Origin of the sequence: Hyphomonas sp. UBA3601 (assembly GCF_002375605.1) — a bacterium.
In the GTDB taxonomy this organism is placed as follows: domain Bacteria; phylum Pseudomonadota; class Alphaproteobacteria; order Caulobacterales; family Hyphomonadaceae; genus Hyphomonas.
Genome location: NZ_DFME01000078.1, coordinates 1 through 25,596, shown reverse-complemented (window position 1 = coordinate 25,596; position 25,596 = coordinate 1). Strand labels below are relative to the sequence as shown.

Below are 25,596 nucleotides of genomic sequence, written 5' to 3'. Positions count from 1 at the left end.
ACAAGCCGCCAGCCGTGATCTTGCCCGTCAATTCGGCGACGGTCGCTCCTGAGATCTTCAGCTGAGCAAAGCCATCGCCATCATCCAGCGTTCCGCTGGCGCGGGCGCTGAGCGACGCACTATCGCCGTCGGGGAGATTTGAGAGTGTGGCCAGGGTACCTCCAGCGGGAGCGTCGACTTCTGCGTCTAGCCGGTAGGCACCTGAGGCTGTGCGCTTCAATGTGGCATCCACCCGGTCGCCGACACCTTCGAGCGGAAGCGCTGTCAGGGATAGATCGAACGTGCGCGATTTCGGCAAACGGAATTGGCCATCAATATCAAAAGCAGCGCGTGGACCGGCCACGCCTTCCTGCAACAAAAGCTCCGCGATACTGAGTTGATCGAGGGACACGGCCCAATTGCTGGAAGATTCCGAATTCTCATTCTCATCCCGTTCCAGGACGGGGCGGCGGCGCACATCGATTTTCTCGGCGCTGACAAGGTCAAGTTTCACGGTCTTCGACATCAGCCGCGCAGGTGACCAGGCGACGGCGACATTTTCCATGGTCAGCCACACGCCTTCAGAATCGGTCAGCGTGACGCGTGATGCGCCGAGCCGGTCCAAAGGGTCGCCGCTGAGGCCATCGATCTGGATTGTGCCCAATGGCCCCGCTTCACGGCCATCGATCTGAGACTCCACGAAAGCCCGCCCGCCGTCTGAGGCAATCCAGAGGCGTGCAGCAATGAGCAAGACGACCAGCGCAATGAGTGCCGACAGGATGGCCATCAACCATTTCCGTCTGCGGATCATGCCCAGGAGAGATGTGAGCGCCGCCATCAGAAAGATTGTCCGATGGAAACATAGATTTGAACCGGGTCTTCCCCATCGCGGCGGTCGAGTGGGGTGGCAATGTCAAACCGGACCGGTCCGAAGCCAGGGTAAAAGCGCACACCAAGTCCGAACGATGTCCGCATCTCGCCGAAGGCTTCGTCGATGGAGTCAGCTGCATAGCCGGAGTCGACAAAGGCGACGTAGCCCCACCGCTCGGACTTTCGCCAGCGCAGTTCAAGCGAGGCGGCGAACATGGCGTCGCCGCCAATGATGTTGCCGTCGGAATCTGTCGGTGAAAGAGACTGGTACTCGAAACCTCGTACGGACCCACCACCGCCCGCAAAGAATTTCCGGTCGACCGGCACGCCTTCGTCGCCCAGGAACGTGCCAGCTTCGGCACGCACAGCCGCGACCAGGCGGTCGGAGATTTTTCGATACGTCGAGGCGGAACTGGTAATTCGCGTATACGACGCTTCTCCGTCCCCGAACGAAATACCCGGCTCAACACCAAGAGAAACGCGGTTACCAGCCTGTGGGTCCAGCGGTGCCTTCACCGTATTGTAAGTCGCGCCGAGCGGAAACGAGAGGGTAACCTGCTCGACATAGTCGTCCTCGCCCTGCGCCCGCAGCTCGTAGTCGGTGGAGCGGGTCGCGTCCAGCGTCGTGCCAGCGGACAGCGTAAATTGTTCGTTGAAAGGCTGGGACAGGCTGGCCGAGACGCTCGCGCCTTGTAGGTCGTAGGCGTCGGTTTCTTCTGCGCGCACGCCTGTCTCAGCGGAGAAGTCACGCCCATAGCGACCGATATTCGGCCGCTCATAACTCAGCGTCAGCTCGCTTGTGCGCGTTGCGATCTGGGCATCGACACCGAGTGTGTCGCCAATGCCGGTCAGATTGCGTCTCTCCCAGCTGGCGGTCGTGCCAACACCATCAGATGTCGAGACGCTGACACCGGCGCCAACGGAGCGACGCTTGCCTTCAGATAGCTGGAGTTCGACGGGATGCAGCCCATCGCTGTCGGCTGTCTTATGGATGTTCACGCCGATGCCGTCGAAGAGATTTGTTCCCCTTACGCGCGTTCGCAAGGTTTCCATCTTCTCCGGGGCATAATAGTCGCCAGACTGCCAGTTGCGGAGGATGTTGATGGCGCTGTCTTTGGTTTTCAGCGAGTCTGGAACAACGAGTTCGCCAAGTTTCACGCGAGGGCCTGGAACCAGCTTGTAGGTTAGCTCCAGGGTCTTGTCGGCGCGGGATGCGAGCGCATCGATGCCCTCGCTTTCTGCAAACGCGTAGCCGAAATTGCGGAGCTGACTGACGAGCTGCTTCTCCAGCGTCTCTATGTCTTCGGTGACCGCCCATGTGCCGATGCCCAGCTCATCTGTAACGGCGTCGATCTGATTGCTGACATCTGCGGGCAAGTCATCCACGCCGGAAAGGGCCACCGATGCGATCGTGAACCGATCGCCCAAATCCACATCAAGACGCGGGCGCGTGTCCATGTCTTCCACGAGATCCGGGCTGACAATGGCGGTGAAATAGCCTTCGGAAGCGAGGTATTCCTCAAGGGCGCCAGCGGCCTGCGTGGCGCGGCGGCGCACATCCAGAAGGCTGGTCGGCGCTCCGGCGCGAATTTCCACCGCGTCGCGCGCACCCGATTCCAGATCCCTCGGCAACCCCTCGATCGTGACGGGAATTGTGGTCGTGTCGGACGCTTGAGTTTCGTCGTTGCCCGTAAAAGGAAGATAGGCACAGGCGGGTATCAGGCTGAGCGCAAGACAGCAGACAGCAGTCCTGCCAAAGGGCAGGGCACGACTCTCCGCTGGGCGTTCTGCCCGGTTTACCATCCTGTGCTCGATCCTTGCCTATTCATTGAGTTATGTGGGCCTTCTGGCTGAGTGTACGGTGAACAAGTTTGCTGAAATTTGTCACTTCCAAGCCGATAGCTGTTTTTTTGCATATGGGCGATACGTCCCGAGCTCGCAAAAATAGTCTTCACTGGCCTGATTGCGCGATGTCTGGCTGTCCCCCATATTTACAACTTCAATCTTTCCCGTGGGGATTTTCATGACATATCTGATGGTTCTGGGCGGCCTCGTCCTCCTGTTTATTGGAGGGGAGGGGCTGGTTCGCGGATCGGTCAGTGTTGCGCGTAAGCTCAACATTTCCGAACTGGTCATAGGCCTCACTCTGGTCGGTTTCGGTACGTCGGTTCCTGAACTTGTGACCAGTTTGCGCGCGATAAATGAAGGCGCCGTCGGCATAGCGGTTGGCAATGTCGTTGGTTCCAACATCGCCAATATCCTTCTCGTGCTCGGTGTGGCGGCCCTGATCCATCCCATCATTACCAATCCACGCGCCCTGATGCGCGATACATCGATCATGGTCATTGTTACCGCCCTTCTGTGCGTGTTGATCTGGTTCGACCTGTTTTCACGCCTTGCAGGATTTGTGCTGGTCGCATGTTTGCTGGGCTATATTGCCTTCTCCGTGTTTGCCGACCAGGCAGCTGGCGACGAAGTGGCTGAAATGCACGCCGGGGAAGGCGAAACGGTTGAGGCCAATTACGGCGTGGTGAAGGGGGTATTCATTGCCCTGGCGGGCCTGGTGGGCGTGGTGTTCGGCGCGAAGCTGCTTGTCGACGGCGGCGTAGTCATTGCACGAGAGTTTGGCATCAGCGAGACGGTCATCGGGCTCTCTATCGTGGCGGTCGGGACCAGTCTGCCAGAGCTTGCCACGTCTGCCATCGCGGCTTTCCGCGGCAAGGCCGATGTCGCGCTCGGCAACATCATTGGTTCCAACATATTCAATATATTGGGTATTCTCGGCCTGACGGCTCTCGTCCACCCGTTCAGCGTGCGCAGTATGCCGAGTGGAGATGTGACAACGGATGCATTGGCCTCTGGCGCGGGCCACAGCCTGATCAGTGTCGGCGACATGTCCGCGCTCGTCCTGTCGGTTGCGTTGATGGCGCTGTTTGCCATCACGGGCAAGCTGATCGCCCGCTGGGAAGGAGCAGTTCTCCTTTTGGGCTATGCGCTCTATATGGGATTGACCTTCAATCTCATTCCCGTACCGGCGATCCTATAATATGGCTGACAATCCGATCTATCAGGGCCTGGACCAACTCGGCCAGCAGACCCACCAACCGCAAAACCCGGAAGACGCCCAGCTGGAGCGCGTGCCCAACCCGCATGCTGGCACGCTCTATCTGACACGTTTCGTGGCCCCCGAATTCACCTCGCTTTGCCCGGTGACAGGTCAGCCGGATTTCGCACATCTTGTAATCGACTATGCGCCCGGCGAATGGCTGGTGGAATCCAAGAGCCTGAAGCTCTACCTTACCAGTTTCCGCAATCATGGCGCTTTCCATGAGGATTGCACCGTCTCCATCGGCAAGAAGATCTTCGATTTCACGGAAGCGACCTGGTTGCGTATTTCGGGATACTGGTACCCGCGCGGTGGCATCCCGATCGACGTGTTCTGGCAGTCCGGCGAGGTGCCTGCCGGACTTCACGTTCCGGATACAGGCGTTGCGTCCTATCGTGGTCGCGGTTAGCGCGTCCAGCGGGTCACGAGTTTGGACATATCCGCCCGTCCGCGTTCTGGTGGGGATATTTTTGAGGTTCCGAGATAGATGAAGCCGGCGACCCGTTCGGTCTCGGACAGGCCAAGACGTCCCGCAACCTGCTTATCGAAGGCTGGCCATTCGCTTAGCCAGGCCCCGGCCCATCCGCTCGCATTCGCAGCGAGCAGCAGATTGTAGCAAACCGCTCCGGCGGAGAGTTCCTGTTCCCAGACGGGCGTGCGACCGTCATCCGTTGGAGCAGATATCACTGCGACAACCACGGGCGCGCGCAGAAAAAGACCGGCGGCTTCCAGCAAATCCCGGGATTCAGCGCCTTCAAGCGTTTCCCCCCGAATGCGCGCCAGCTCCTGTCCGAAATCTTCGCGGGATTTTCCTTCAAATACGATGAACCGCCAAGGGGTCATCCGGCGGTGGTCTGGTACCCGCGCGGCAATTTCGAGCAATTCATCCAGCGCCTCAGGAGACGGCCCCGGCTCACCAATGAAATGTTTTCCGGCAGAGCGCCGCAAGGCGAGCAGCTGCCGCGCCTCGGCGCTTGGACGTGTTGCCAGCATGGGTGTCGCAATGGCTGGGGCGGGAGGGAATCGCTTTGTCATTGCGGCAACATAGGAGGGTGAGACTCGTTCTTAAAGGCGGTCTTTAACGATTGCAGGCTTGAGCATTTGCGTGGGGAGGCGTACAAGAGTGAACAGTGTTCACTTTCTGAACGGTTTGCGCGAGTAATGTGCCATATGCAGACAGATAACGCTTCCGAAGCGACGCCAGCCGATCGTCGTCGCTTGCGCGTGCGGGAATCGATTATTTCCGCTGCAGAGCGCGTTTTCGCCAGGGAAGGCGAAAACGGCTTGTCAATTCGACGGCTCGCCGATGAGATCGATTACTCACCCTCCGCAATCTACAAGTATTTCGGCTCGAAGGACGAATTGATTGATGAGTTGAAGGAGGCGTTTTTCGAGCGGCTCCTTCAGAAGGTTGATCGCAGCTCCAGTGCAGACCGTCCTTTCCTGCAACGCGCCAAGGCGTGCGTGGCAACTTATGTGGAGACGGCAGTAACTCGCCCCTTCCACTACGCCGCAGCCTTTTCCAGTATCCAGAGCACCGTCCCGGAAGGCTGTGCCGCACCATTATCCTGGGACGGATTTGTGGCGTCTCAGAAAGGACAGGCCTTTGGTGTGCTGATCAGTATGGTCACTGAAGGGCAGGAGCTTGAGGTTTTTGATCCCTCGCTTGATCCCGTCATGGCGGCCAAATCAATCTGGGCCGCCTCTCACGGGCTCGCGCAATTGCTCATCCACATGCCGCAATTCCATCAGCTCGTCCCGAACCAACAGCCGATGACCGCAACAGACTTCATTGAATTCCATGCCGATCTTCAGATCCGTGGGCTGCTAAAGCCTGCTGCCGGGACTGGAAGTGGCCGCCTGTCAGGACAAAACCCATGACCGACATTGATCACACCGCCGGAGATACCGCACGTGACAAACGGCCGACGGCCCTGAAGGGGCTGTTCTTCTTCATTATCCTGTTGCTCGTTTGCGGCGGCCTTGTGCTGGCTGCGACGCAGTTGCGCAGCAAGGAGGGGCCCAAAGTGGCTACGGTCGCGCCTGAGCCAATGGCGGTGCAGGTCGCGCCAGTCGAGTTGACCACGGCCTTCACGCTGAACGAAACCTATTCCGGCCTTGCCGAAGCGCGACGCAATTCTGCGCTGGGCTTTTCCACTGGTGGCCGTATCGAGACCATTGCCGTTGATGTGGGCGACCGCGTCAAGCGGGGCAGCATTCTGGCAAGCCTCGACACGCGCGGCCTGCGCGCCCAGCTCGCGTCTGCCACCGCTGTGGTCGAAGAGGCGCGCGCTGCGCACTCTCTCGCCCTGAGCACGGTCGAGCGACAACGTACCCTCAAGATGCAAGGCCATGTATCCCAGCAGGCGGTCGATGAAGCCGAAGCCCAGGCGAATACTGCGCTGGCCCGAGTCGAAGCGGCCAAGGCGCAAGCCGATATTTTCCGTGTCCAGATTGACCTGTCCCGCATCCCGGCGCCGTTCGATGGCGTAGTCACGGCGCGCAGGTCGGATGAAGGCGCGATTGCCGGCGCGGGCCAGCCGATTCTGGACTTGGTCGAAGCGGCGCATCTTGAAGCGCGCATCGGGCTACCCGCCAACAGCGCGGCGCGTCTGATACCTGGAGATGCGTATACTTTGCAGGCCGATACAGGGGCGGTTGAGGCCGTCTTGCGTAGCGTGACCGGCGTGATCGACCCGGCGCAGCGCACGGTCGCAGCTGTGTTCGAGATCAATGATGCCGAAATCGTCGCTTCCGGCGCTGTGGTCCGTCTGACCATGGAGCGGGATATAGACGAGCCGGGCTTCTGGGTTCCGGTGAAAGCATTGTCGACGGCCTCTCGCGGCCTCTGGACTATCTATGTGGCGGAGCCGGTCGGCTCAGGCTGGCAGGTTGCAACGCGCCCGGTCGAAATGGTGCATACTGATGGTGACCGCGCTTTCGTGCGCGGCGCGGTGACGGATGGCGAGCGCGTCATCACCAATGGCCTGCAGCGTATTGTGCCTGGCTTGCCGGTTGAGCCGCGGGATGTTCACCGCGCCTCCACCGTGAATGGTGGCTAGACCCGATGTCGACACTCTTCTTCAAATTACCGCGCCTGGCGATCCTGGCCATTCTCGTAGTCCTGATTGGCGGACTGGGCGCGATGCTGACTTTGGGGCGTCAGGAAGACCCGACCCTGATTGAACGCTATGGCTATGTGCTGACGCCATTCCCCGGCGCAGATGCTGAGCGGATCGAGGCGCTGATAACAGAACCGGTTGAAGCGGCGCTGATGGAATTGCCCGAAATCGAAGACGTGACCTCGACCAGCAGGTCGGGCTTCTCGCAGGTCCGGGTCGAAATTCGGGAAGACCTGTCCGAAGCCGAAGTCGATGATACCTGGACTCTGATCCGAGGGCAGGTTGAGGAGGCCCGTGCGCAGTTCCCCTCAGGCGTCGGCACGCCCGAAGTCGAACGCCTCTATGTCGGCGCCGCGACGCTTGTGGTGGGCCTGACATGGACCGGCGAGGGAGATCCGCCGATCACTGTCATGCGGCGTCTCGCGCTTGATCTCGAAGACCAGTTTCAACGCCTGCCCGGAACAGAAGAAACCGAAACCTATGGCATGCCCGTCGAGGAAGTGCGCGTTGTCGTCGACCCACAAGCGCTTTCGGCATCCGGCCTGTCTTTCCGGCAGGCCGCGGCATTGATCGCCTCGGCTGACAGCAAGACACCAGCGGGCCGCTTGCGCGGTGAAGGCGGCACGATCGGCTTTGAGGTCGGGGGTGAATTCGATGGCATATCCCGTGTTCGCCAGGTTCCGCTCTTGCAACGTGCCGACGGATCGGCTGTTCGCGTGGCCGATGTGGCCCGGGTTGAGAAGGGCTTTGCCGATCCGTCCACTCAGCAGGCCTATGAGAACAATCTCCGCACGGTCATGGTCGGCGTCTATATTTCGCCCGGCCAGCGCGTCGATAAATGGGCTGAAGGTGCGCGTGAGATATCTGAAAATTTTGCGGCATCCGCGCCGCCAGGACTCAAGGTCGAGACAATCTTCGACCAGAGTCTCTACACCAATGACCGCCTTAACGGTCTTGCGCAGAGCCTGTTGTTTTCCGCCTTCATCGTCGTCCTCGTCCTGTTCGTCACGATGGGGTGGCGTTCGGCCATCGTGGTCGGCATGGCCATCCCGTTGACGGTTAGCCTCGTGCTGATCCTGTTCAGCCTTTTTGGTCACCCGCTGCACCAGATGTCGGTGACGGGGCTTGTCATTTCACTTGGCCTGTTGATCGACAATGCGATCGTTGTGGTGGACGAATTCGACCAGTTGCGCGCCAAGGGGCAGAACCGTTTCGAAGCGATCCGCAAGAGCCTGAATCATCTGGCAGCACCGCTCGCGGCCTCCACCCTGACAACGGCGCTTGCTTTCGCGCCCATCGCCATGCTGCCCGGCGGGGCAGGAGAGTTCGTCGGCATGATCGGCCTGTCAGTCGTGTTCTCGATTACAGCCTCCTTCGTGGTATCCATTACCGTCATCCCGGCCATGGCCGGTTGGTTTGACCGCAAGCGGGGCTGGGAGACGGGGCATGCAAAGCGGCCGCGTCGATGGTGGCGCGACGGCTTCACCAATGATTTCATTTCCGATGGTTATCGCGCCTCTATTGAGATGGTGCTGCGCTATCCGCCGCTTGGTATTCTGGCCGGTGTCGCCCCTGCGGTGTTCGGCTTCTGGCTCGTTGGTCAATTGCCATCACAATTCTTTCCGCAAACGGAACGTGACCAGTTTCAAGTGTCGCTGCAACTCTCGCCCGAGGCCGACATCCACGATACGGTTGATTTGGTCCATCGCGCGACCGAGATGATCAGTGGCATCGAGGGGGTCGAGGATGTGACATGGGTGCTCGGCCAGCCCTCTCCGCGCGTCTATTACAATATCATCAACAATACTGAAGGCGTTGAAGGCTTTGCGTCTGGCTGGGTCCAGCTGGATTCGAATGAGCGGACGCATGAAATCGTCGGAGAAGTCCAGCGCAGGGTGCGCGAAGAATTTCCGAGCGCCCGTTTCCTGGCACTGCCATTCGAACAGGGCCCGCCTGCGGATGCGCCGATTGAGTTCCGCATCATGGGGAATGACTTTGACACGTTGAACATGATTGGGGACCAGACACGCGCCGTGCTCGGACAAACCCCCGGAGTTACCTACACCGTGGCTTCGCTGGAGCTTGGCGCGCCGACCATGCGCTTGCAGGCCGATGAAGCCGCCTCTGCAATGGCGGGCGAGCGCCTGACTGATATTGCGGCAGACCTTAGCGCAGAGCTCGAAGGTGTCCGGGCTGGATCGGTCCTTGAAGGCACCGAGGAATTGCCCGTGAAAGTCATCGCGCCGATGTCGCGCCGGTCCGGCATGTCAGATTTGCGCTCGGCAACGGTTGGCAATGGTTCAGGCACACCGATCTCCGCATTGGGCGAGGTGACGCTCGTTCCGGAGACAGCGGTCATCACGCGCCGGAACGGCCAGCGGATGAATCAGATCCTGGCCTATCTGGACCCCTACACACTGCCGGCACCGGTGCTGGAAGACTATCAGGCCCGTTTCGCGGAAACCGGCTTTCATGTGCCAGCAGGGTATGAAGTCGTCGTCGGTGGCGAGGCAGAAAACTCCAGCGATGCGGTTGGCAATCTTGCCGCCGTAGGTGTGCCGCTTGTCATGGTGATGGCGGGCGCGATCATGCTTGTGTTCAACTCGTTCCGCATGATGCTGCTTGTGCTTGCCTCCGGTTTCTTGTCGCTCGGTTTCGCCTTCTTCGGCGTCTGGCTGTTCAATCTGCCATTTGGTTTCAACGCCATCATTGGCGGGCTTGGCTTGTTCGGGATCGCGATCAACGGCTCGATTGTGGTCTTGTCCCTGTTGAGAGCCAATCCCGCAGCGATGGCCGACGATGTGATTGCCCAGCGCGAAGTGGTCGTGGATGCCACCCGGCACATCGTGGCAACGACGCTGACGACCATGGGTGGTTTTGTGCCGATCCTGCTGACTGGGGACTCTTTCTGGATGCCGCTGGCAGCGGGAATTTCAGGCGGAGTTGGTGGGTCGGCGCTGCTGGCGCTGTATTTCACGCCCGCAATATTCCGCATCACGACAGCAAAACCCGTTCGCACCGCGATGCGTCATGTGTTTAACCGCTCGGAAATGCCGGCTGAGTAATTGGCTGCCAACACTTGCACTCGGGCAAAAATCGCCCATCTCGTTTAGTCAGGGACTGGAAGGAAGAGACATGCCAGAGAACCCGGATATCGGCGCCCCGGCGCCCGCCTGGAACCGCCTGCGTTTTGAAGCGCGCGCTGCTGCTGCGGATGAGCCGACCCTGTCGAGCTATCTGAACTCCGCGATCCTGGCGCATTCAACCTTGTGTCAGGCGCTGTCATTTCATCTGACTGAAAAGCTCAAGAGCCCGGTCATGAGCACCCAGCAGGTGCGCCATATCCTTAGTGATACTTATGATACACACCGCTCTCTGGTGACTGCGGCGGAAGCCGACATGCAGGCCGTTCTCGAGCGTGATCCGGCTTGCCGGGGCATGCTTCAACCCTTCCTCTACTTCAAGGGGTTCCTCGCGCTTCAGACCTATCGCGTCGCCAATCATCTTTGGCGCGAAGGCCGTGAAACGCTGGCCTTCCATTTCCAGAGCCGCGCTTCGGAACTGTTCGGCGTCGACATTCACCCCGCCGCCCGCATCGGTACCGGCGTCATGCTGGACCATGCGTCCGGCATCACGATTGGTGAAACAGCGATTGTTGGCGACGACTGTTCGCTCCTGCACGGTGTGACATTGGGCGGTACAGGCAAGGAAGTCGGCGACCGCCATCCGAAGATCGGCAAGGGTGTCTTGCTTTCGGTCGGCGCCAAGGTTCTGGGCAACATCCATATCGGTGACGAAGCCAAGGTTGCGGCCGGCAGTGTCGTGCTGAAAGATGTGCCCGCCAAGTGCACCGTTGCGGGCGTTCCGGCCCGGATTGTCAGCGGTCCATCCTGCTGTCATCCGGCCCAGACCATGGACCAGACGATTCCCGACGAGATGGGCAAGTAATCCCAAGTTTCGCCTGACAGGCGTTCGCGGTGAATACAACTCTCGTCACGGCTGAATTGTAGCAAGTTTTGGCAGCTTTATTGTCTCTACCAGCGTTTCATTTCGGGATCGGAATGTTGTTGCACGCCTCTGTTTCAGATAATGTTTAGCGCAATGCCCGGTATCGGGTGGGGCGTTGATTGCATGTGAATCGAGGGCGGCAGTTTGAGTGAGAACACCAGCACCGAAGGCCGGCTTCTGCGCACGCGCAAGGTGCGTCGGGCACAGAGCGACCGGCTGCCATTTGTCCCGTATGGTGGCGCGCCAATCATCGCGTTGGGCTTGCTCATGGCGTTTGCACTCTGGCCATTTGCGTTTGGTGTCATTCAGCTTTCAACCGAACGCGCTGCTGCTCAGGCACTTGCTGATATTGATGCGGCCTGGGCCCGGCCGCGTGTGTCCGGCCAGTGGGTGACATTGGAAGGCCGCCCGCCAAGTCGGCAGGCCGCCGAAGGAGCCCTCGCCGCGGTGCGCGAGGCGCGTGCTTCGACCCTGCTCGGAATGGCAAGGCCCGTCACACGCGTGCGCGACGGATTCGACTGGGCTGGTTTGGGCGAGACGGCCTCCGCCAGCAGCATCAACTGGTCGTTCCGGGTCGCGAATGGAGTGCTGACGCTGGACGGCGACATGCCAAACAATACGGTTCGGGAGCAGGTAGTCGCGGCGGCCCGTACGGAAATCGATCCGCCGCGCATCGTGTCCGTGCAGGACAGCTTGTCTATCACCAATGACCCGTCACCCGACGGCTTCCTCGAAATTGCCCTGCGCGGCGTGGACACGGTTTCGCGTTGCGATCGCGGTGTGTCGGGCTTCAACACAAACCGCTTCTCGCTCAGCTGTGAACTGCCTGCTGCGGATGCGGCGACGGTCCGCGACATTGCGCTGGCACCTGTCCCCATGGGCGAAGTCGGGGCGGTCGATATCATTTCACGTGAGGCCGTGGATTCCTGCGAGTCCTCGCTGTCCGACTTGCTGGGTGATGCGCGGATCGAGTTCCAATCCTCCAGCGCAGTCATCGGAGCCGGAAGCGCCAGTCTGCTGGATGATGTGGCGGAAGCCGTTCGAGCATGTCCCGGTTCGCTCCGCATTGCGGGCTACACGGACAGCACGGGTCTGCCTGAAACCAACCGCCAGTTGAGCCAGGCGCGTGCCGAGGCAGTCCGCAACGCGCTGATCGCGCGGGGAGTACCGCAGAACCGGCTGGTCGCGACCGGCTATGGCGATGCCAGCCCCGTCGCGCCGAACACGACCGCTCAGGGTCGCGCCCTGAACCGCCGAATAGAGATACGGGTGATCCGTGTTTCCGAATGATTTCCTCCTGATACGTCGAAAGTAAACATCATGTGGTTTCTTCTCATCCAGATCTTGCTGCTCATGTTGTTCGCCGCATTGGCGGGCGCAATGCTGGCCTATTGGTGGATGCGCAATCGCTATGAGGATGTCACCGAGAGCTATGAAGAGCTGATGGAGACCAGCGCGCTTTCGGAAATGCGGTCAGGTGTGACCCGCGATGACCTGCTCGCGCATTTTGCGGCTATCGAGGAGCGGCTTTCGAGTTTGCCCGCGCCTGTCACGCGAGATGAGTTCCACGCCAATATTCACAGTCTTGGCGACCGTCTGACGGCTTTGCCCATCCCTGACGTATCTCCGATCAATTCCCGCCTTGAATCTATTGAGACCCGGCTCACCGCTAGCGGGTCCAGCTTTGACCCCGTCATTTCGCGGCTGGCGGATCTCGACATGGCTGTGGGGCAGTTGAAGAACACTGACCTCGAAAGCCTGGAGGCGCGCCTGTCGAGGATCGAGGACAATGTGAACGTTCTGGTCAATTCAGAGCCACAGGAAATGCCGGCATTTCCTGAAGTGCCGGAAGTTGATCTGGGACCGATCCATAGCGGTCTTGCCCGGCTTGAACTGGCACTCGAAAATCTCGACGTGCCGATGACGGATCTTGAGCCGATTCGCAGTGATTTTGGCCAGATGGAAGCGCGCCTCGCCGAATTTGCGGAAGGGCTGGATGCCCAGCGCAAGGCAGACAATGAAAGCATGACCATCCGTCTGCAGACCTTGTCGTCGTCGCTCGCGTCGCTGCGCGTGCCGGATGTCGACAGCCTGCGTGACCGGTTGGCCCGTCTTGAAACCGCCATTGGTGAGCTGTCCCAGACCGAAGTTGACCTGGGTCCGGTTACTGAAACGCTTCGCCAGATCGAGCGTGACATGAAGAGCGCACCTGACCATGTGCGGATCACCCATAACAAACTTGCCGATCTTGAGGGGGGCACCGCAGCGCTGCATTCGAAACTGGCGGCGCTCGAAGCCCATGTGTCGGTGATGGACCGTACGCCCGTAGACCTGACGCCAATCCAAGCGCGTCTCGCCAACTTCGAATCGTCGATGGCAGCGCTCCGCATCGACATGCAGTCGCTTCCCGATGTTGCGCCGCTGGAACGTCGTCTCGCTGCGCTTCAGGAATCTGTCCTCAACTTGCAGGATCCTGACCTGTCCAGCGTCACCAATTCGCTGCGCAAGATGGAGGCCCGCTTGAACATGGGCGCCGTCGAGGATCGGTTGACCTCCATCGAATATGGCATGGCCGCGATGCACCATATGGTGCGCACCCTGCAGGAAACGGCCTATTCGCGCACCGAAATCGACTATAGCCAGCGCGTGCCGCTGTCTCAGGCGCATTTCACGCCCAAAGCCGAAATGCCTCCGGCTGCGCCACCACCGCCGCCTCCACCCCCTCCTCCTCCGGCTGCAGCCGAAACCGTCCGCACAGTTGAGGTTCGCCGAGGCGTCGATCCCATCGCGGCGGCCCGTCGGCCGGATGACAAGGCGAACTTGCTGGTCAGCGCCGCTTTCGGTCAGGATGACGATCTTGAGCGCATCAACGGGATTGGCCCGATGCTGGCCGAATTGCTCAATGAAATCGGCGTGTTCTATTTCTGGCAGATTGCCGAATGGGGCCCGGACGAGATCAAGTGGGTCGATGACAAGCTCGAGCATTTCAAGGGCCGTATCCAGCGCGATGACTGGGTCGGACAGGCAAAATTGCTGGCGGTACAGCCGGAAGCTGCCCAACGTCCCGGCAAGGCCTGATCCGGCTTTTGGCAAATCGGTCCAGCTGACCCCTTTTCTCAAACCGGGAATTGGGGTTAGTTAACACTGCGCGCTCGGGGGACGATGTAGCGACCAGCGGAAGGGGACGCCCGCAATGCTTCGGACCGTACTGACAGCTTTCCTATGCCTGATACTGGGCCCATTTGCCTTGGCCGAAAGCGGCGATCCCCCTCGATACGCCCTGATCATAGGGAATTCAGGCTACCAGCAGACCGGCTGGCAGCTCGCCAATCCGTCAAGAGACGCCCGGCTCATGGCGGACACGCTCGGCAAGGTCGGCTTTTCTGTCGATCTGGTGCTGGATGGCAGTGAAGAAGAAATGGAGCAGGCCTTTGCCAGTCATGGCGCGCGGCTCAAAGCTGGCGGACCGGCCTCCGTCGGCCTGATCTATTATGCCGGGCATGGCGTGCAGTCGCAGGGGCTGAACTATCTTGTTCCGGTGGACGCCAATGCCCGTTCAGAGCAGGACATATGGCGACAGGCGCCACGTCTTGGGGATGCACTGCGCTATGTTGAGCATGCCGGCAATGCGGTGAATTTCGTCATTCTCGATGCCTGTCGCGACAATCCGTTGCCCAGCGCAACGCGCAGCGCTGCCGGCGGACTGGCCGAGGTGAAGCCTGCGCGCGGCCTGCTCATTTCCTATTCCACGGCGCCCGGCTATGTCGCCTATGATGGCGAGGGCGGAAATTCGACCTTTGCTCTGGCGCTGGCCGAGACAATTGGTCAGCAGAATCTGATCGCTGAACAGGTTTTCAAACGTGTCGCGGATCGCGTGAACCAGTCCACCAACGGCCTGCAGACTCCTTTCTACAATTCCGGCCTTACAGGCGCTGATTTCTGCTTTGCTGGATGTGATGGCGGCGCAGCGCCCGAGCCGGCGCCGATCAGCAACTCGCCCCGCCTGCCACCGCATGGCGCGCGCAACTCGTCCGCGCGTAGCGCAGGCGGTGCCACGGCAGAGACAGGCGGCGGCGCTTCAACGCCCGCCTTCACGGAAGTTTCCAGCCTGCTTCGCGCAGCGGCTTTCAATGCGGCCACACTGGGCGGGGACATTTCCGAACGCAAGTTCCGGGACTGCCCCGATTGCCCGGAAATGGTGGCCATTCCGGGTGGCGAATTCCTGATGGGCTCACCTGACGGAGAGAAAGAGCGCAAGGATAATGAAGGCCCACAATGGCGCGCCACGATTGAACCCTTTGCGGCTTCCGCAACCGAGATCACCTGGGGGCAGATCAATACGTGCATCGCGGCCGGAGGGTGCGTTGGCAATGAAGCGAGCGACGAAACACGCAGCGATCAGTGGCAGCAACCAGCAATCCCGGTGATCAATATCACCTGGGTTGAGGCGATGGCCTATATCGACTGGCTGAACACTCGCGTGGAGGGCGAGCCTTATCGCCTGTTGAGCGAGGCCGAGTGGGAATATGCGGCGCGGGCGGGCACAACCACGCCTTTCCATACCGGCGAGACGCTCAGCGACTCACAAGCAAATTTCAACGCATCACGGGTCTATAATGGCAGCCCCAAAGGCACATGGCCACGCCGTCCGATGCCTGCGGGCTATTATCCCCCGAATGCTTTCGGCCTGCACGAGATGCATGGCAATGTCGCCGAATGGATCGCCGATTGCAGCGTGCGGTCTTATCTGGGGCGGTTCGGCACGGCGACCATTTATGACGAACCGGGATGCCGCACCCGAGCGGTACGGGGTGGCAGTTGGGAGAAGGTGCCCTCCTATGTGCGCTCGGCGTTTCGTGACGGGTTTCCGGACACTGGGCGCGATGACGGGATCGGCTTCCGAGTGGCGAGGGACGGGGACTAGCGGATGAAAACGATCAGCCCCCTGATCAGCCACCACCGGGCTGAATTGAAGGCAGAGGCGCGGCTCAACCGCTATCTCTTGCTCGGGGCGATCTTCATTGCACTCGTATCTTTCAGTGTCTTCATCTCCACTCTGCTCGGGCATTATCCCCTGCCATTCGGTGAGGATTTGTTTGCGGAGAATCCGGAACGCATGATCGGCGCGTCCAATTTTTTCGTGGCGACCGCCATTGGCGCGGCGCTGCGCATGTGGCGCAAACGGCAGATGCGGATCAAACTCCTGATCGCCGAGGCGTTCATTCGGGAGGATGATGCGGACACCGGCCTTCGTCTGCTGTTGGAGCCCGTATTCGGACCAACTGTCTGGGACGGAGCCGACACGCCCATTCTCGCTCACAGGAGCCCAGCATGAGCCCGCAATCAGATATCGGCAAGACCCCGGTTACGTCACTGGACCTGCTTCGTGAGTTGCAAGGCGAGCAGAAAGCCTTTCGCTTCCTGATCCGGGCACTGGCGGTTCTGCTGGTGACGGCGGCGGCGATCGCGGTCGGCAGCGTGATCTATTTCTATGTGGCGCTACAGGGGCTGAAATCCGAATATGCCTATCAAGCGCGCCTCAACGAGATAAACCTGCGCATTGTGGCAGGGGAAGCCAGCCGCCAGCGGGAATCGACGCAGGCTCAGCTGGTGGCTATCCGCGAAGAGAATGAGTCTGCCCGTCGTCAGGGCGAGCTTTCCCGCGAACTCCAACAGGCCGGATCTGCCCGCCAGATTGCGGCTTACAAGGACCGCGCCATCTCTATCGCGCGCAGCCATGTGCTTGGGAAGACGATGAATGATGTGACGTCCCAAGTGGTCAGCATGGTGCTGCGCGCCGATGATGGGGAAGTTCGCCTGCTGAAGGATGAAGAGCACCTGCTGCTGCAAGCTGCATTGAACGACTGGGGCGGTGAGGTTGAGTCGAGCGATGTTCGCGCAGCCTTTCAGCAACTCATGGATGCCGAGCAATTATCCGATCAGGCGATCGGGGCAGCGGGGCTCGCCATGCTGGAATACCGCGATGCCAATGATGCGTCCCTTGTCTGGAATGGTGGCTGCTCCACCGTCGTGGACTATGTGAACCAGGCGAGTGCCCGTGATCTGGATGAGCCGATGCTGCTTCTCTGGAAAGGCCAGTGCCTGCGCAAGCGTGGGGATGCGTTGCTGGCCTATCGGGCCTTCAGCGAGGCGGCGCATTTGATCCTGGCCGATCCTGAAGACATCACGCTGGAACAGGAACAGATGGCGCATCACGGCGTCGGGACAACTCTGGTGGCCCTTGCTGCCCAACGCCAGCTGCCGGAAGGGCGCCTCTATGAAGAAGCCCTGCAGGAAGCCTTGTCGGAACTTCGCATCGCCGCGCGTATCCGGGCCGAGCGGGGCGCGACACAAGTTGGCGTTGCCTATACTGAAGAGAATATCGGTTTCATTCACATTCTGGATGAGGATTGGCCTGCGGCGCTGGACCATACCAAGCGGATCGACGACATCCTTCCGCTCGCCTGGAATTTGACGGTTCGCCATATTGCTGCGCGCGAGAATGGTATCGCCCTGCGTCAGGCCGGTGCGAGCCGGGAAGCTTTGGAAAATATGGAAATGATCCAGGATGAGACCGCGATGGTGCTGTCCCTGATGGAGTGCAACCAGATCGACAAGCCGGAACTTCAGCGCTTGCTTCCGAGCCGGTTCGAGACTGTGCTGGAAAGCCTTTCGGCCCATTGCGCGCTGGAAGCAGAGCGCAGCTGATTTACAGGCATGGCGGTTGCAACCGTATCGAAAACCTCTACGTTGCGCCGCGAACCAAAAGACCTGAAGGAGCCCGATTATGGAGCGCGAAGAAACGCTGCGCCTTGAAGCCTATCTCAAGGAAAAACTGCATCCGGGCCTGCGCCTGGTCGCCCGCGACAAGACCGATGATTCCGTCGAATGCTATCTCGGCGCCGAATTTCTGGCCGTTGTTTACAAGGATGTGGACGAGGGCGAGACCTCTTACCAGTTCCAGATGACGGTGCTGGAAGAAGACATCAAATAAATGCCCCTGACGGCACCCGCGCTATGCGGGTGCGTTTGGGAATGGCAAATCCTTGAGGTCCGGCTCGATCCATTCGCGCCGGGCCTTTTTGTTGAACAACGTATCCTTTCGCCAGTATTCCAGCAGCCAGTCGGGCTTTCCATAGGGACCGGCCAGAAGGCGCGACAGGATTTCATGCAGGGGCATGCCGTCGGGCGCGCTTGTCAGGGCATGGGCCGCCACGCGCAGTGAGGCGATGGTAATGGTCTCGTGATAGCCTTCACAGTCGGTGTTCTGGCCGCCGACAGATTCGTTGAAGGCGCGGATCATTCCCGGCATGTCACGGAAAGCGGCGTGTTCATCCTCGGACAGCAGGCAGAGCGCGCCGGCCCAATGGGCGGCGTGGGTCCATCTTTCCTTGGGCAGCGTGCAAGCGCGGAACGCCTTGGTCAGCGCCTTGATATGGGCATCGGTTTCAAAACTCATGGTCCAGTTCCTTCAAAGTTTGGCGGGACCCAAACGAAAGCCCCGCCGGGTGGCGGGGCTTGTCGGTCGATCACCCTGTAACGATAGGTCGTCAGCAGGGCATTCGCCAGGCACAAGCATGCGCCAGCTTGGAAAGCTGAATCTGCTGTTGGAAGCGTGTCGCGGTCTTGTGCATGCGGACGGGATACCGAATCTTGCGGAATCTGGCAAGTGCGTACTTATCCGTAGGCGGAGGCTGACGACCCTTCTGGATCGCCAGCCCCGTCAGGGAGTAGGCCCGGCTTCTGCCGTGCTTGTTTCTTCAGCGACTACTCAGCCTCGTCGCGAACATTGATTGCCGTCTCGGGATAGTCAGTCCAGATGCCGTCAACACCCGCCTCGATCAGGACTTTCAGTTCCTGTTCCGCAGAGTCGAAGCCTTCAGCGGGCTCATCGTCGCGGACGGTGTAGACGTGCACGATTTTCCCGAGTTCATGGGCACGGGCGACATAATCGGTCGTGCCGCCCTCCGGCGTGAGAATCATCGCCTTGTGAGCGCCGACGCCCATTGTGGGGATATCTTCCAGCTTCATGTCGAGGCCCAGCAGTGCGGCATAGGGCGGGCCGACAAGGTTCTGGATCAAAGGCAGGTCACTCTTGGCAGCGACTTGGGCGAGGAAGGTCGGCTCGAAGCATTGTATGAAGATCGGAATGCCTGCTTCGACCAGGCCGCGTTCCCTGATCGTGTTGAGGATTGGGTCGACCATGTCGAGCCCGGCAGCGGAGAAGTTCGCGGGCCATTTGGCTTCGATGTGCAGGCCGACCGGGCGGCCTGCTTCAGCATTTTCGAGAACCAGATCAATGATTTCGTCAAAGGTCGCGATGTCATACTGGCCGTCATGCTCATGCGAGCGGCCTTCGACGCGCTGGATGGCTTTCAGCGTTTTCAGTTCTGCCAGTGTGAAATCATCCGACCACCAGTCATCAAGATCCCCCATCGGAGTCTTGCGAACGGTTTTGCGATCGGCAAATTCCGCATGTTCGGAGACATTTGTCGTGTCAGACAGATACCCATCATGATTGGCAACAAGCACGCCGTCCTTTGTCATCACCAGGTCCGGCTCTATGAAGTCAGCTCCCTGATCAATGGCCGTTTGATAGGCTTTCAGCGTGTGTTCGGGATACAGGCCGCTGGCCCCGCGATGCGCAATAATGATTGGCGGCGTGCCGTCGAGCGTCTTGTAAGCAGCGGACGCTTCAGTCTCGGCGGCGCCATTTGTGTCTGTCTCCGCCGGAGATTCGGCAGGCGCTACCGTATCTGCCGCCTGGTTGCAGGCGGCCAGAAACAGGCTGGCAAGGATCAGGTATTTTCTCATGGAATGATTCCTGTGTGGGAAATCCGGGGCGAACACGGGTCCGCCCCGGTGGGTCAATCGCCTAGAACTTGATGTAGGCGCCAGCTTTCAACATTTGCGGCTTGCCACGGATGATCGTGTGCAGGCCGAACGCACCGCCGGTATTGCCAACGTCGATCAGGTATTCCTCATCGAAGATGTTCTCGCCGAGAACATAGACGCCCCATGCGTCATCTGCGCTGTCAAAACCGAGACGGAGATTGGCGACGCCATAGGCGTCCTGCTCTTCTTCCACAAAGGTTCCGTCCGGATAGGATTCACGCACACGAGCAAAGCCGCCCGCGCCGTCCGCCGCATAGTCGTAGCCATTGTCATCTTCGAAATAGTGATGATCTTTCCAGACATAGCTCGGTACGATCGAGAAGTCGCCGCGCTCGCCAGCCGGGATGGTGATGTCGGCTGCGAGGGAGAAGCTGTGCTCCGGGCTGATGCGGAAGCTGTTGCCGGCAAACTGCAGCGGGTTTCCATTGTCATCTTCGTCGTCATATTCCGAATGCGTGTAGGCATAGGTGCCGAGCAGGCGGATATTGTCGGTGATCAGGGCCTGACCATCGAATTCGAGGCCATACTGGGTGGCATTGCCCGAATTCTCGGTGATGAAGATACCCTGGATAGGGTCGAAGCGTGTGGTCTGGAAGTCCTTGTACTCACCATAATAGACCGAGCTGGTCATCTGGAAGCGGTTGTCCCAGAAACGACCAAAGAAGCCAGCCTCGATATTGTCCAGCGTTTCCGCGTCGATGACATTATAGTCCGCGCCAGAGGCTGACAGCACTTCCGGGCGGCGGCCACGACCATAGGCAACCCAGGCGTTCACGTTTTCAGAGACACGGTAGGCCGCGTTCAGGCGCCAGGTGAAAGCGCCATCCGTATCAGCGGACCCGAAGGCTTCGTTATTCAACGTCGCTGCGCTGAGCAGCATGCTCGGGCCCATCGTCACGCCGTTCAGGCCACCAAGATATGGGTTGGACTTCAGGATCGCTGCGCGCGTACTGGCCGACAATTCCTCTTGCGTGTAGCGAAGACCACCGGTGACTTCGAGCCGGTCGGTCAATTGATAGGTCACGTCGCCGAAGAGATCATATGTGTCACGTCCATAGGTCGCGACCTGTTGCTCGAGGTGTTCGTCATAGAGCGGAACAATGCTGCCCCCCAGCAGGAAGGCGAGCATGGAATACTGAAGCGGCGTATCAAAGCTGCCGAGGTTTTCACCGCCGCGCAGGCCAAGAAAGGCCAGCTGCGCACCCAATTGCTCGACAGACGCGCCGGGGGCCACAGCGGCAGCGAGAGACGGCGCAAACAGGGACTGCGCATAGGCTTCGTCGGTTGAGAAGATCAATTCGTCCTTGCCGCTGACCGTAAAGTAATTGCCTCCGAAGAAGGCGGACAGTTTGCCACCATCATCATAGTTCAGGCGCAGTTCCTGGCTGAACGTATTCGCTTGGCGCCCCTGGTAGAATTGCAGAAGATTGAAGGCGGCGCCGTCGGAATCCCAGGCTTCGTTCGAGAACAGGTTGCGATAGTCAGTGAGCGAGGTCAGCGACCAGGCATCATTGAGATCGTATTCCACATTGGCGGTGACATAAAACAGCTCGCGGTCATTGCCGAGCTTGCCGCGGACCTGATCGTCATTGACGTTCATGGCGGTGGCGCCGAACGGGTCGACTTTCCCGTTCACTTCAAAGAAGCCGGAGGTGAACTGCGTGCCGGTGGAGTCGTCATCCTGATAGTTGACGAACAGGTCGGCGCGGAGCTTTTCGGTCGGCTCCCAGTGCAATGCGGAGCGCAAGGCCAGCGTGTCCTGACCCATCAGGTCGGGTGAGTTGGCTGTGTTCGGCACATAGCCGTCCATATTCTTGACCTGTCCAGCTACGCGCAGTGCCAGTGTGTCGCTGAGCACATAGTTGTAGTGACCTTCCGCGCGCACCGAGCTGTAATCGCCACCTTCGAGGCTGACCTTGCCGGAATTTCCGTCAAGAGAGGCGCGGTTCTGGATGAAGTTCACACCGCCGACCAGGGCGCCCTGGCCGAACAGGGTCGCTTGTGGGCCTTTGACGATTTCGACCCGTTCCATGTCATAAATGGCAAGGTTGGTGGCGAACGACACATTACCGATGGCAACACCGTTCTGGAACATGGCAACGCGAGGCGTGCCGCCATCTGAGACGACGCCGCGCAGGGAATAGCTCGGCGCGTTGAGGCTCTGGGCCTGAACCTGCAAGCCCGGAACAAAGTTTCCGAGATCTTCGAAGTCGTCTGCGGCCAGCAGGTCGATCAAGTCCTGGTCGGCGACCGAGACGTTAATTGGCACATCAATCAAGGATTGCTGCTGCTTTTGTGTGGTGACGGTGACGACCTGTAGGTGGCGAGTCTGTTCGGCTCCCGATTCCTGTGCGTGAGCGGACAATTGCCCGGAAAGGCTGAGCGCGGCCACGGCCGTCGCGGAAAGGTATGCATGTTTCATGATTGAACCCATTGTGAAGGCGCCCCGTGCGCTGTCGCGCGCTGGGTACTCAGCAGGGTGAATGGGCTCAAATGAAAGTTTTGCTACAGCAAATACTGCAGAACAGGCGTTCGCGCGGAGCGCGATAAATTCAACGAGATTGTCACGAAAACTTCTGGAAAGTTAGATTGTTGATACGTGCAAGAGGTATACGGATGAACAATTTCCAACTATGGCGCAGGCGATCAAGTGAAGCCATTTTGTCACACCGTGCACGTTTGCTTAACAATCTGGCAGCGCAGTGAGGGAATCACCGCGGAAGTTGTGAGGAGGCATTCAGCGCCGGAAAGCTAGAACAGGGAGCCTTGATCGCCCTTGGGCTTCGCTTTGGCAGGCTTTGCTGCCGTTGGGGGGCTGGATCCATCCGGGTGAGCGATTACGTCACCATCGCCAAAGCTGATCTTGAAAGCGTCGCTCGCCGCAGCAGAACTGGCCGAACGGATCAGGTTTCCGTTCGTGTCGCGCACAATAGTGTAACCGCGCTTCAGTGTGGACTGATACGATAGGGTCTCAAGCAACTTTCCCTGAGAGGCGAGGGCGGTGCGTCGGGTTTCGATCAACCGGGCCAGTGCCGGGCGGGCGCGAACAGCTGTGTCGCGCAGGCGCTGTTTCGACGCGCGTATGTCCGATTTCAGGCTGGCCGGACTAATCGCGAGCCGAGACAGCCGAAGGCGGGCCGTCTGGACGAGGGCGAGCGCGGCCTTGGGCAAGCTGGCGCTGGCATAGTCCAGGCGTTGGCGTTTGGGTTGAAGCAAGGCTTCTGGTCGGGGTAGGCGTGCCGCAGCCAGCTTGTCCCTGGCCTGCCCGGTGCGGCGGGCCAAGGCGCGCTTGAGGCGTTCACCCTGTTCGCCGGTTGTCAGCAGCAGCTCGGAGCGAACCGGTACCGCGATTTCTGCCGCGCCGGTCGGAGTGGGCGCGCGTGCATCAGATACATAGTCGATCAGGGTCGTGTCGGTCTCGTGACCGACGGCAGAGATCAGCGGGATCTCACTGTTGAAGGCCGCGCGGACGACATTTTCCTCGTTGAACGGCCAGAGGTCCTCGATCGAGCCCCCGCCGCGCGCAACGATCAGCACGTCGGGTCGGTCGGCGCCAGTCATGGCGTTGAAGCCCTGGATTCCCGCTGTGATCTGGCCTGCGGCGTTGTCGCCCTGAACCAGCGCCGGCCAGACGATGACGCGAACCGGGAAGCGGTCCCCGATGCGGTGCAGAATATCCCGGATGACTGCGCCGGTCGGGCTGGTGACCACGCCGATTGTGCGAGGCAGATAGGGCAAAGGCTTCTTGTGTTCCGGGGCAAACAGGCCTTCGGCAGCGAATTTCTTCTTCCGCTCCTCCAGCAGCGCCATGAGCGCCCCCGCGCCAGCCGGGCGCATGGAGGCGGCGATCATCTGGTAATTTGAGCGCCCCTCATAAATGGAGAGTCGGCCAGTAGCGATGACTTCAAGTCCTTCTTCGGGCTTGAAGGGCAGGCGGCTCACTTGGCCTTTCCACATTACAGTGTTCAGGACTGCCCGTTCATCCTTCAGGTCACAATACATGTGGCCGGAACGCGCAATTGTGACCCGGCCGAGCTCACCGCGCACGACGACATGATCGTAATTGGTCTCCACAGTCCGTTTCAGGCTTGCGGCGAGATCAGATACGGACAGGGCGACATCATTGGAGGGGGGCGATTCAGAAGGCATTCCGACAGTCATAAACCTCGCAGCGGCAAGGGCAAGTGCGCTGACATTGGCCCTATTTGGTCATTCAAGGTTAACGGAAGTGCGCGAGGGTGCAGACCTTCTACGCAGTCCAGTGAGGATGTCATGGATCAGGATTCCCAGACGCAGGAAATCACCGGAGATTTGAGTTTCCGTGAGGTCGCTGACAGGTGGACGGTTCCGTTGATGGTGCTCGATCGGGACCTGTGCTTTGTGTATGCGAACAAGGCATATTTGACTGCGACCAATACGGAATGGGCAAGTATTCGGCAGAAATACATCTTTGAGATTTTCCCGGATGTCGAAGAACGTCAAGATCCCGTTGAGGCGAAGTTTCGTCGGGTGTTTGAGGGCGTGCAGACCCGTTTGGAAGCACAGCCCTACGACTTGAAACAGCCGGATGGCACGGTTCAAACCAGAATGTGGCAGGCCGTTCAGGACCCCTACCGGAATGATGATGGTGTCGTGACCCACATGATCCAGCGGGCCGAGGATATTACCGCCCAAATGGAGTTGCAGCGCCAGAATGACTTCATGCAAAATGAACTGGCTCATCGGATCCGGAACATGTTTTCGGTCATCATGGCGACCTCCCGTATTTCAGGAGAGAGCGCTGAAAGCGTCGACACATTTGTCGATGACTTCAATGAGCGGCTTGTCTCCATGAGCCGGGTCTATTCCAACCTCACCCGAAATGACTGGACGGGTCTCAGCCTGCGCAAGATCATGATCGAGGAACTCGACGGGATGCTGGGCCGGGGCAGCGAGCGCTACACGCTGAAAGGCAACGATACGATCCTGTCGGTGAAAGGCAGCAAGGACGCGGCACTGATCGTGCACGAACTGGCGGCGAATGCGCGAAAGTTCGGTTGCTTCAGCACGCCGACCGGGCATCTGACCGTAGAGTGGACCCTGAAGGGCGATACGTTGTATGTTACGTGGACCGAAACCGGCGTCCCCGGCATTCAGCCCCCGAAACGGGTTGGCTTCGGAACGCGGTTGTTCGATATGTTTCCAAAGTTGGTTTCAACTCGCACGATCACGGAGGATGGCCTTCAGATAACTGTTGAAGCGCCTCTGCTGAAAACGGAATTCGATTCTTTCGTGATGTGATTTTTCTTAACTGACCACGTGGTCAGGCTCGCGCAGGATTGTCGACAGTTTCGACAACAGCTTACTCGTCACAATTGGTTTTGACAGGAAAGGTGACTGACTGAATTCTTCAGTTATCGATTCTTGTGTGTTGCCAGACACGGTCACAAAAGGAATTTCGCTTGTGAGCAGGCGACTTGCCAGGGGCGCTGAGGTTTCGCCTGCAAGGTTGATGTCCAGAACGGCGCAATCGCACACTTGCTCGTCCAGGAGTTTCATCGCCTCGTAAACAGATCCCACCGGACCGACCACGCAGAAACCGGCATCTTCCAGGGCGGCTGCCATGTCGATGGCGAT

Annotated in this window: 21 protein-coding genes; 13 read left to right on the top strand and 8 right to left on the bottom strand. The window is 59.5% G+C overall.

Going from position 1 to position 25,596, the window contains the following annotated elements; translation table 11 throughout:
• Both B4F73_RS07930 and B4F73_RS07925 read right to left on the bottom strand, forming a co-directional pair.
• Nucleotides 1-766: hypothetical protein (locus B4F73_RS07930; protein ID WP_290482950.1), on the bottom strand; the 766-nt coding region annotated here is incomplete at its 3' end.
• Between the two features lie 50 nt (nucleotides 767-816).
• A complete protein-coding gene (locus B4F73_RS07925) occupies nucleotides 817-2,652 on the bottom strand; it encodes an autotransporter assembly complex protein TamA (RefSeq protein ID WP_290482949.1) in 1,836 nt (611 codons plus the stop codon).
• A 220-nt stretch (nucleotides 2,653-2,872) separates the two neighbouring features.
• Between B4F73_RS07925 and B4F73_RS07920 the strand changes: the two genes are divergently transcribed.
• Together B4F73_RS07920 and queF are read left to right on the top strand one after the other, a co-directional pair.
• The gene (locus B4F73_RS07920) at nucleotides 2,873-3,895 is read left to right on the top strand and encodes a calcium/sodium antiporter (protein WP_206992700.1); all 1,023 of its coding nucleotides are present in this window, start codon (nucleotides 2,873-2,875) and stop codon (nucleotides 3,893-3,895) included.
• A gap of 1 nt (nucleotide 3,896) precedes the next feature.
• Complete coding sequence (gene queF, locus B4F73_RS07915; protein ID WP_290478951.1) at nucleotides 3,897-4,364, top strand: preQ(1) synthase; 468 nt, start codon at nucleotides 3,897-3,899, stop codon at nucleotides 4,362-4,364.
• Here the strand turns inward: queF and B4F73_RS07910 are convergent.
• Nucleotides 4,361-4,948 carry a nitroreductase family protein gene (locus B4F73_RS07910; RefSeq protein ID WP_242517504.1) on the bottom strand — a complete coding sequence of 196 codons (588 nt, stop codon included), beginning with the start codon at nucleotides 4,946-4,948 and terminating at the stop codon, nucleotides 4,361-4,363. The two genes, queF and B4F73_RS07910, sit on opposite strands and share 4 nt — an antisense overlap.
• Before the next feature lie 168 nt (nucleotides 4,949-5,116).
• Between B4F73_RS07910 and B4F73_RS07905 the strand changes: the two genes are divergently transcribed.
• From B4F73_RS07905 to B4F73_RS07860, 10 genes are all read left to right on the top strand, one after another.
• A complete protein-coding gene (locus B4F73_RS07905; protein ID WP_349679549.1) occupies nucleotides 5,117-5,836 on the top strand; it encodes a TetR/AcrR family transcriptional regulator in 720 nt (239 codons plus the stop codon).
• Nucleotides 5,833-7,017 carry an efflux RND transporter periplasmic adaptor subunit gene (locus B4F73_RS07900; protein WP_290478950.1) on the top strand — a complete coding sequence of 395 codons (1,185 nt, stop codon included), beginning with the start codon at nucleotides 5,833-5,835 and terminating at the stop codon, nucleotides 7,015-7,017. Before B4F73_RS07905 ends, B4F73_RS07900 begins: the two co-directional genes overlap by 4 nt.
• Nucleotides 7,018-7,022: 5 nt before the next feature.
• On the top strand, nucleotides 7,023-10,142 hold the full coding sequence (locus B4F73_RS07895; RefSeq protein WP_290482948.1) for an efflux RND transporter permease subunit: 3,120 nt from the start codon (nucleotides 7,023-7,025) through the stop codon (nucleotides 10,140-10,142).
• A gap of 70 nt (nucleotides 10,143-10,212) precedes the next feature.
• Nucleotides 10,213-11,025, top strand: coding sequence for a serine O-acetyltransferase (cysE, locus tag B4F73_RS07890; protein ID WP_290482947.1), 813 nt, complete (start codon nucleotides 10,213-10,215; stop codon nucleotides 11,023-11,025).
• Nucleotides 11,026-11,229: 204 nt separating this feature from the next.
• Nucleotides 11,230-12,375: an OmpA family protein gene (locus tag B4F73_RS07885; RefSeq protein ID WP_290478948.1), complete on the top strand. Its 1,146-nt coding sequence runs from the start codon at nucleotides 11,230-11,232 to the stop codon at nucleotides 12,373-12,375.
• A gap of 30 nt (nucleotides 12,376-12,405) precedes the next feature.
• Complete coding sequence (locus tag B4F73_RS07880; protein ID WP_290482946.1) at nucleotides 12,406-14,163, top strand: hypothetical protein; 1,758 nt, start codon at nucleotides 12,406-12,408, stop codon at nucleotides 14,161-14,163.
• 115 nt (nucleotides 14,164-14,278) lie between these two features.
• Nucleotides 14,279-16,009, top strand: a complete 1,731-nt coding sequence (locus B4F73_RS07875; protein ID WP_290482945.1) for an SUMF1/EgtB/PvdO family nonheme iron enzyme — start codon at nucleotides 14,279-14,281, stop codon at nucleotides 16,007-16,009.
• A 3-nt stretch (nucleotides 16,010-16,012) separates the two neighbouring features.
• Nucleotides 16,013-16,420, top strand: coding sequence for a hypothetical protein (locus B4F73_RS07870; protein WP_290482944.1), 408 nt, complete (start codon nucleotides 16,013-16,015; stop codon nucleotides 16,418-16,420).
• The gene (locus tag B4F73_RS07865) at nucleotides 16,417-17,793 is read left to right on the top strand and encodes a hypothetical protein (protein WP_290482943.1); all 1,377 of its coding nucleotides are present in this window, start codon (nucleotides 16,417-16,419) and stop codon (nucleotides 17,791-17,793) included. The genes B4F73_RS07870 and B4F73_RS07865 overlap by 4 nt, the downstream gene beginning before the upstream one ends.
• Nucleotides 17,794-17,872: 79 nt before the next feature.
• On the top strand, nucleotides 17,873-18,079 hold the full coding sequence (locus B4F73_RS07860) for a DUF3126 family protein (protein WP_206992712.1): 207 nt from the start codon (nucleotides 17,873-17,875) through the stop codon (nucleotides 18,077-18,079).
• A gap of 21 nt (nucleotides 18,080-18,100) precedes the next feature.
• On the opposite strand, the gene B4F73_RS07855 is transcribed toward B4F73_RS07860, so the two are convergent.
• The 4 genes from B4F73_RS07855 to xseA form a co-directional block, all read right to left on the bottom strand.
• Nucleotides 18,101-18,544, bottom strand: coding sequence for a hypothetical protein (locus tag B4F73_RS07855; protein ID WP_290482942.1), 444 nt, complete (start codon nucleotides 18,542-18,544; stop codon nucleotides 18,101-18,103).
• A gap of 308 nt (nucleotides 18,545-18,852) precedes the next feature.
• On the bottom strand, nucleotides 18,853-19,899 hold the full coding sequence (locus B4F73_RS07850; RefSeq protein WP_290482941.1) for a glycerophosphodiester phosphodiesterase family protein: 1,047 nt from the start codon (nucleotides 19,897-19,899) through the stop codon (nucleotides 18,853-18,855).
• A 61-nt stretch (nucleotides 19,900-19,960) separates the two neighbouring features.
• Entirely contained in the window at nucleotides 19,961-22,402 is a 2,442-nt protein-coding gene (locus B4F73_RS07845) for a TonB-dependent receptor (protein WP_290482940.1), read from the bottom strand.
• Nucleotides 22,403-22,731: 329 nt separating this feature from the next.
• Nucleotides 22,732-24,129, bottom strand: coding sequence for an exodeoxyribonuclease VII large subunit (gene xseA / locus B4F73_RS07840; RefSeq protein WP_290478944.1), 1,398 nt, complete (start codon nucleotides 24,127-24,129; stop codon nucleotides 22,732-22,734).
• A gap of 123 nt (nucleotides 24,130-24,252) precedes the next feature.
• On the opposite strand from xseA, the gene B4F73_RS07835 reads away from it, so the two are divergent.
• Entirely contained in the window at nucleotides 24,253-25,260 is a 1,008-nt protein-coding gene (locus B4F73_RS07835) for a sensor histidine kinase (RefSeq protein WP_206992717.1), read from the top strand.
• A gap of 6 nt (nucleotides 25,261-25,266) precedes the next feature.
• On the opposite strand, the gene B4F73_RS07830 is transcribed toward B4F73_RS07835, so the two are convergent.
• The coding region (locus B4F73_RS07830) for a response regulator (RefSeq protein ID WP_290481027.1) at nucleotides 25,267-25,596 on the bottom strand (330 nt) is incomplete at its 5' end.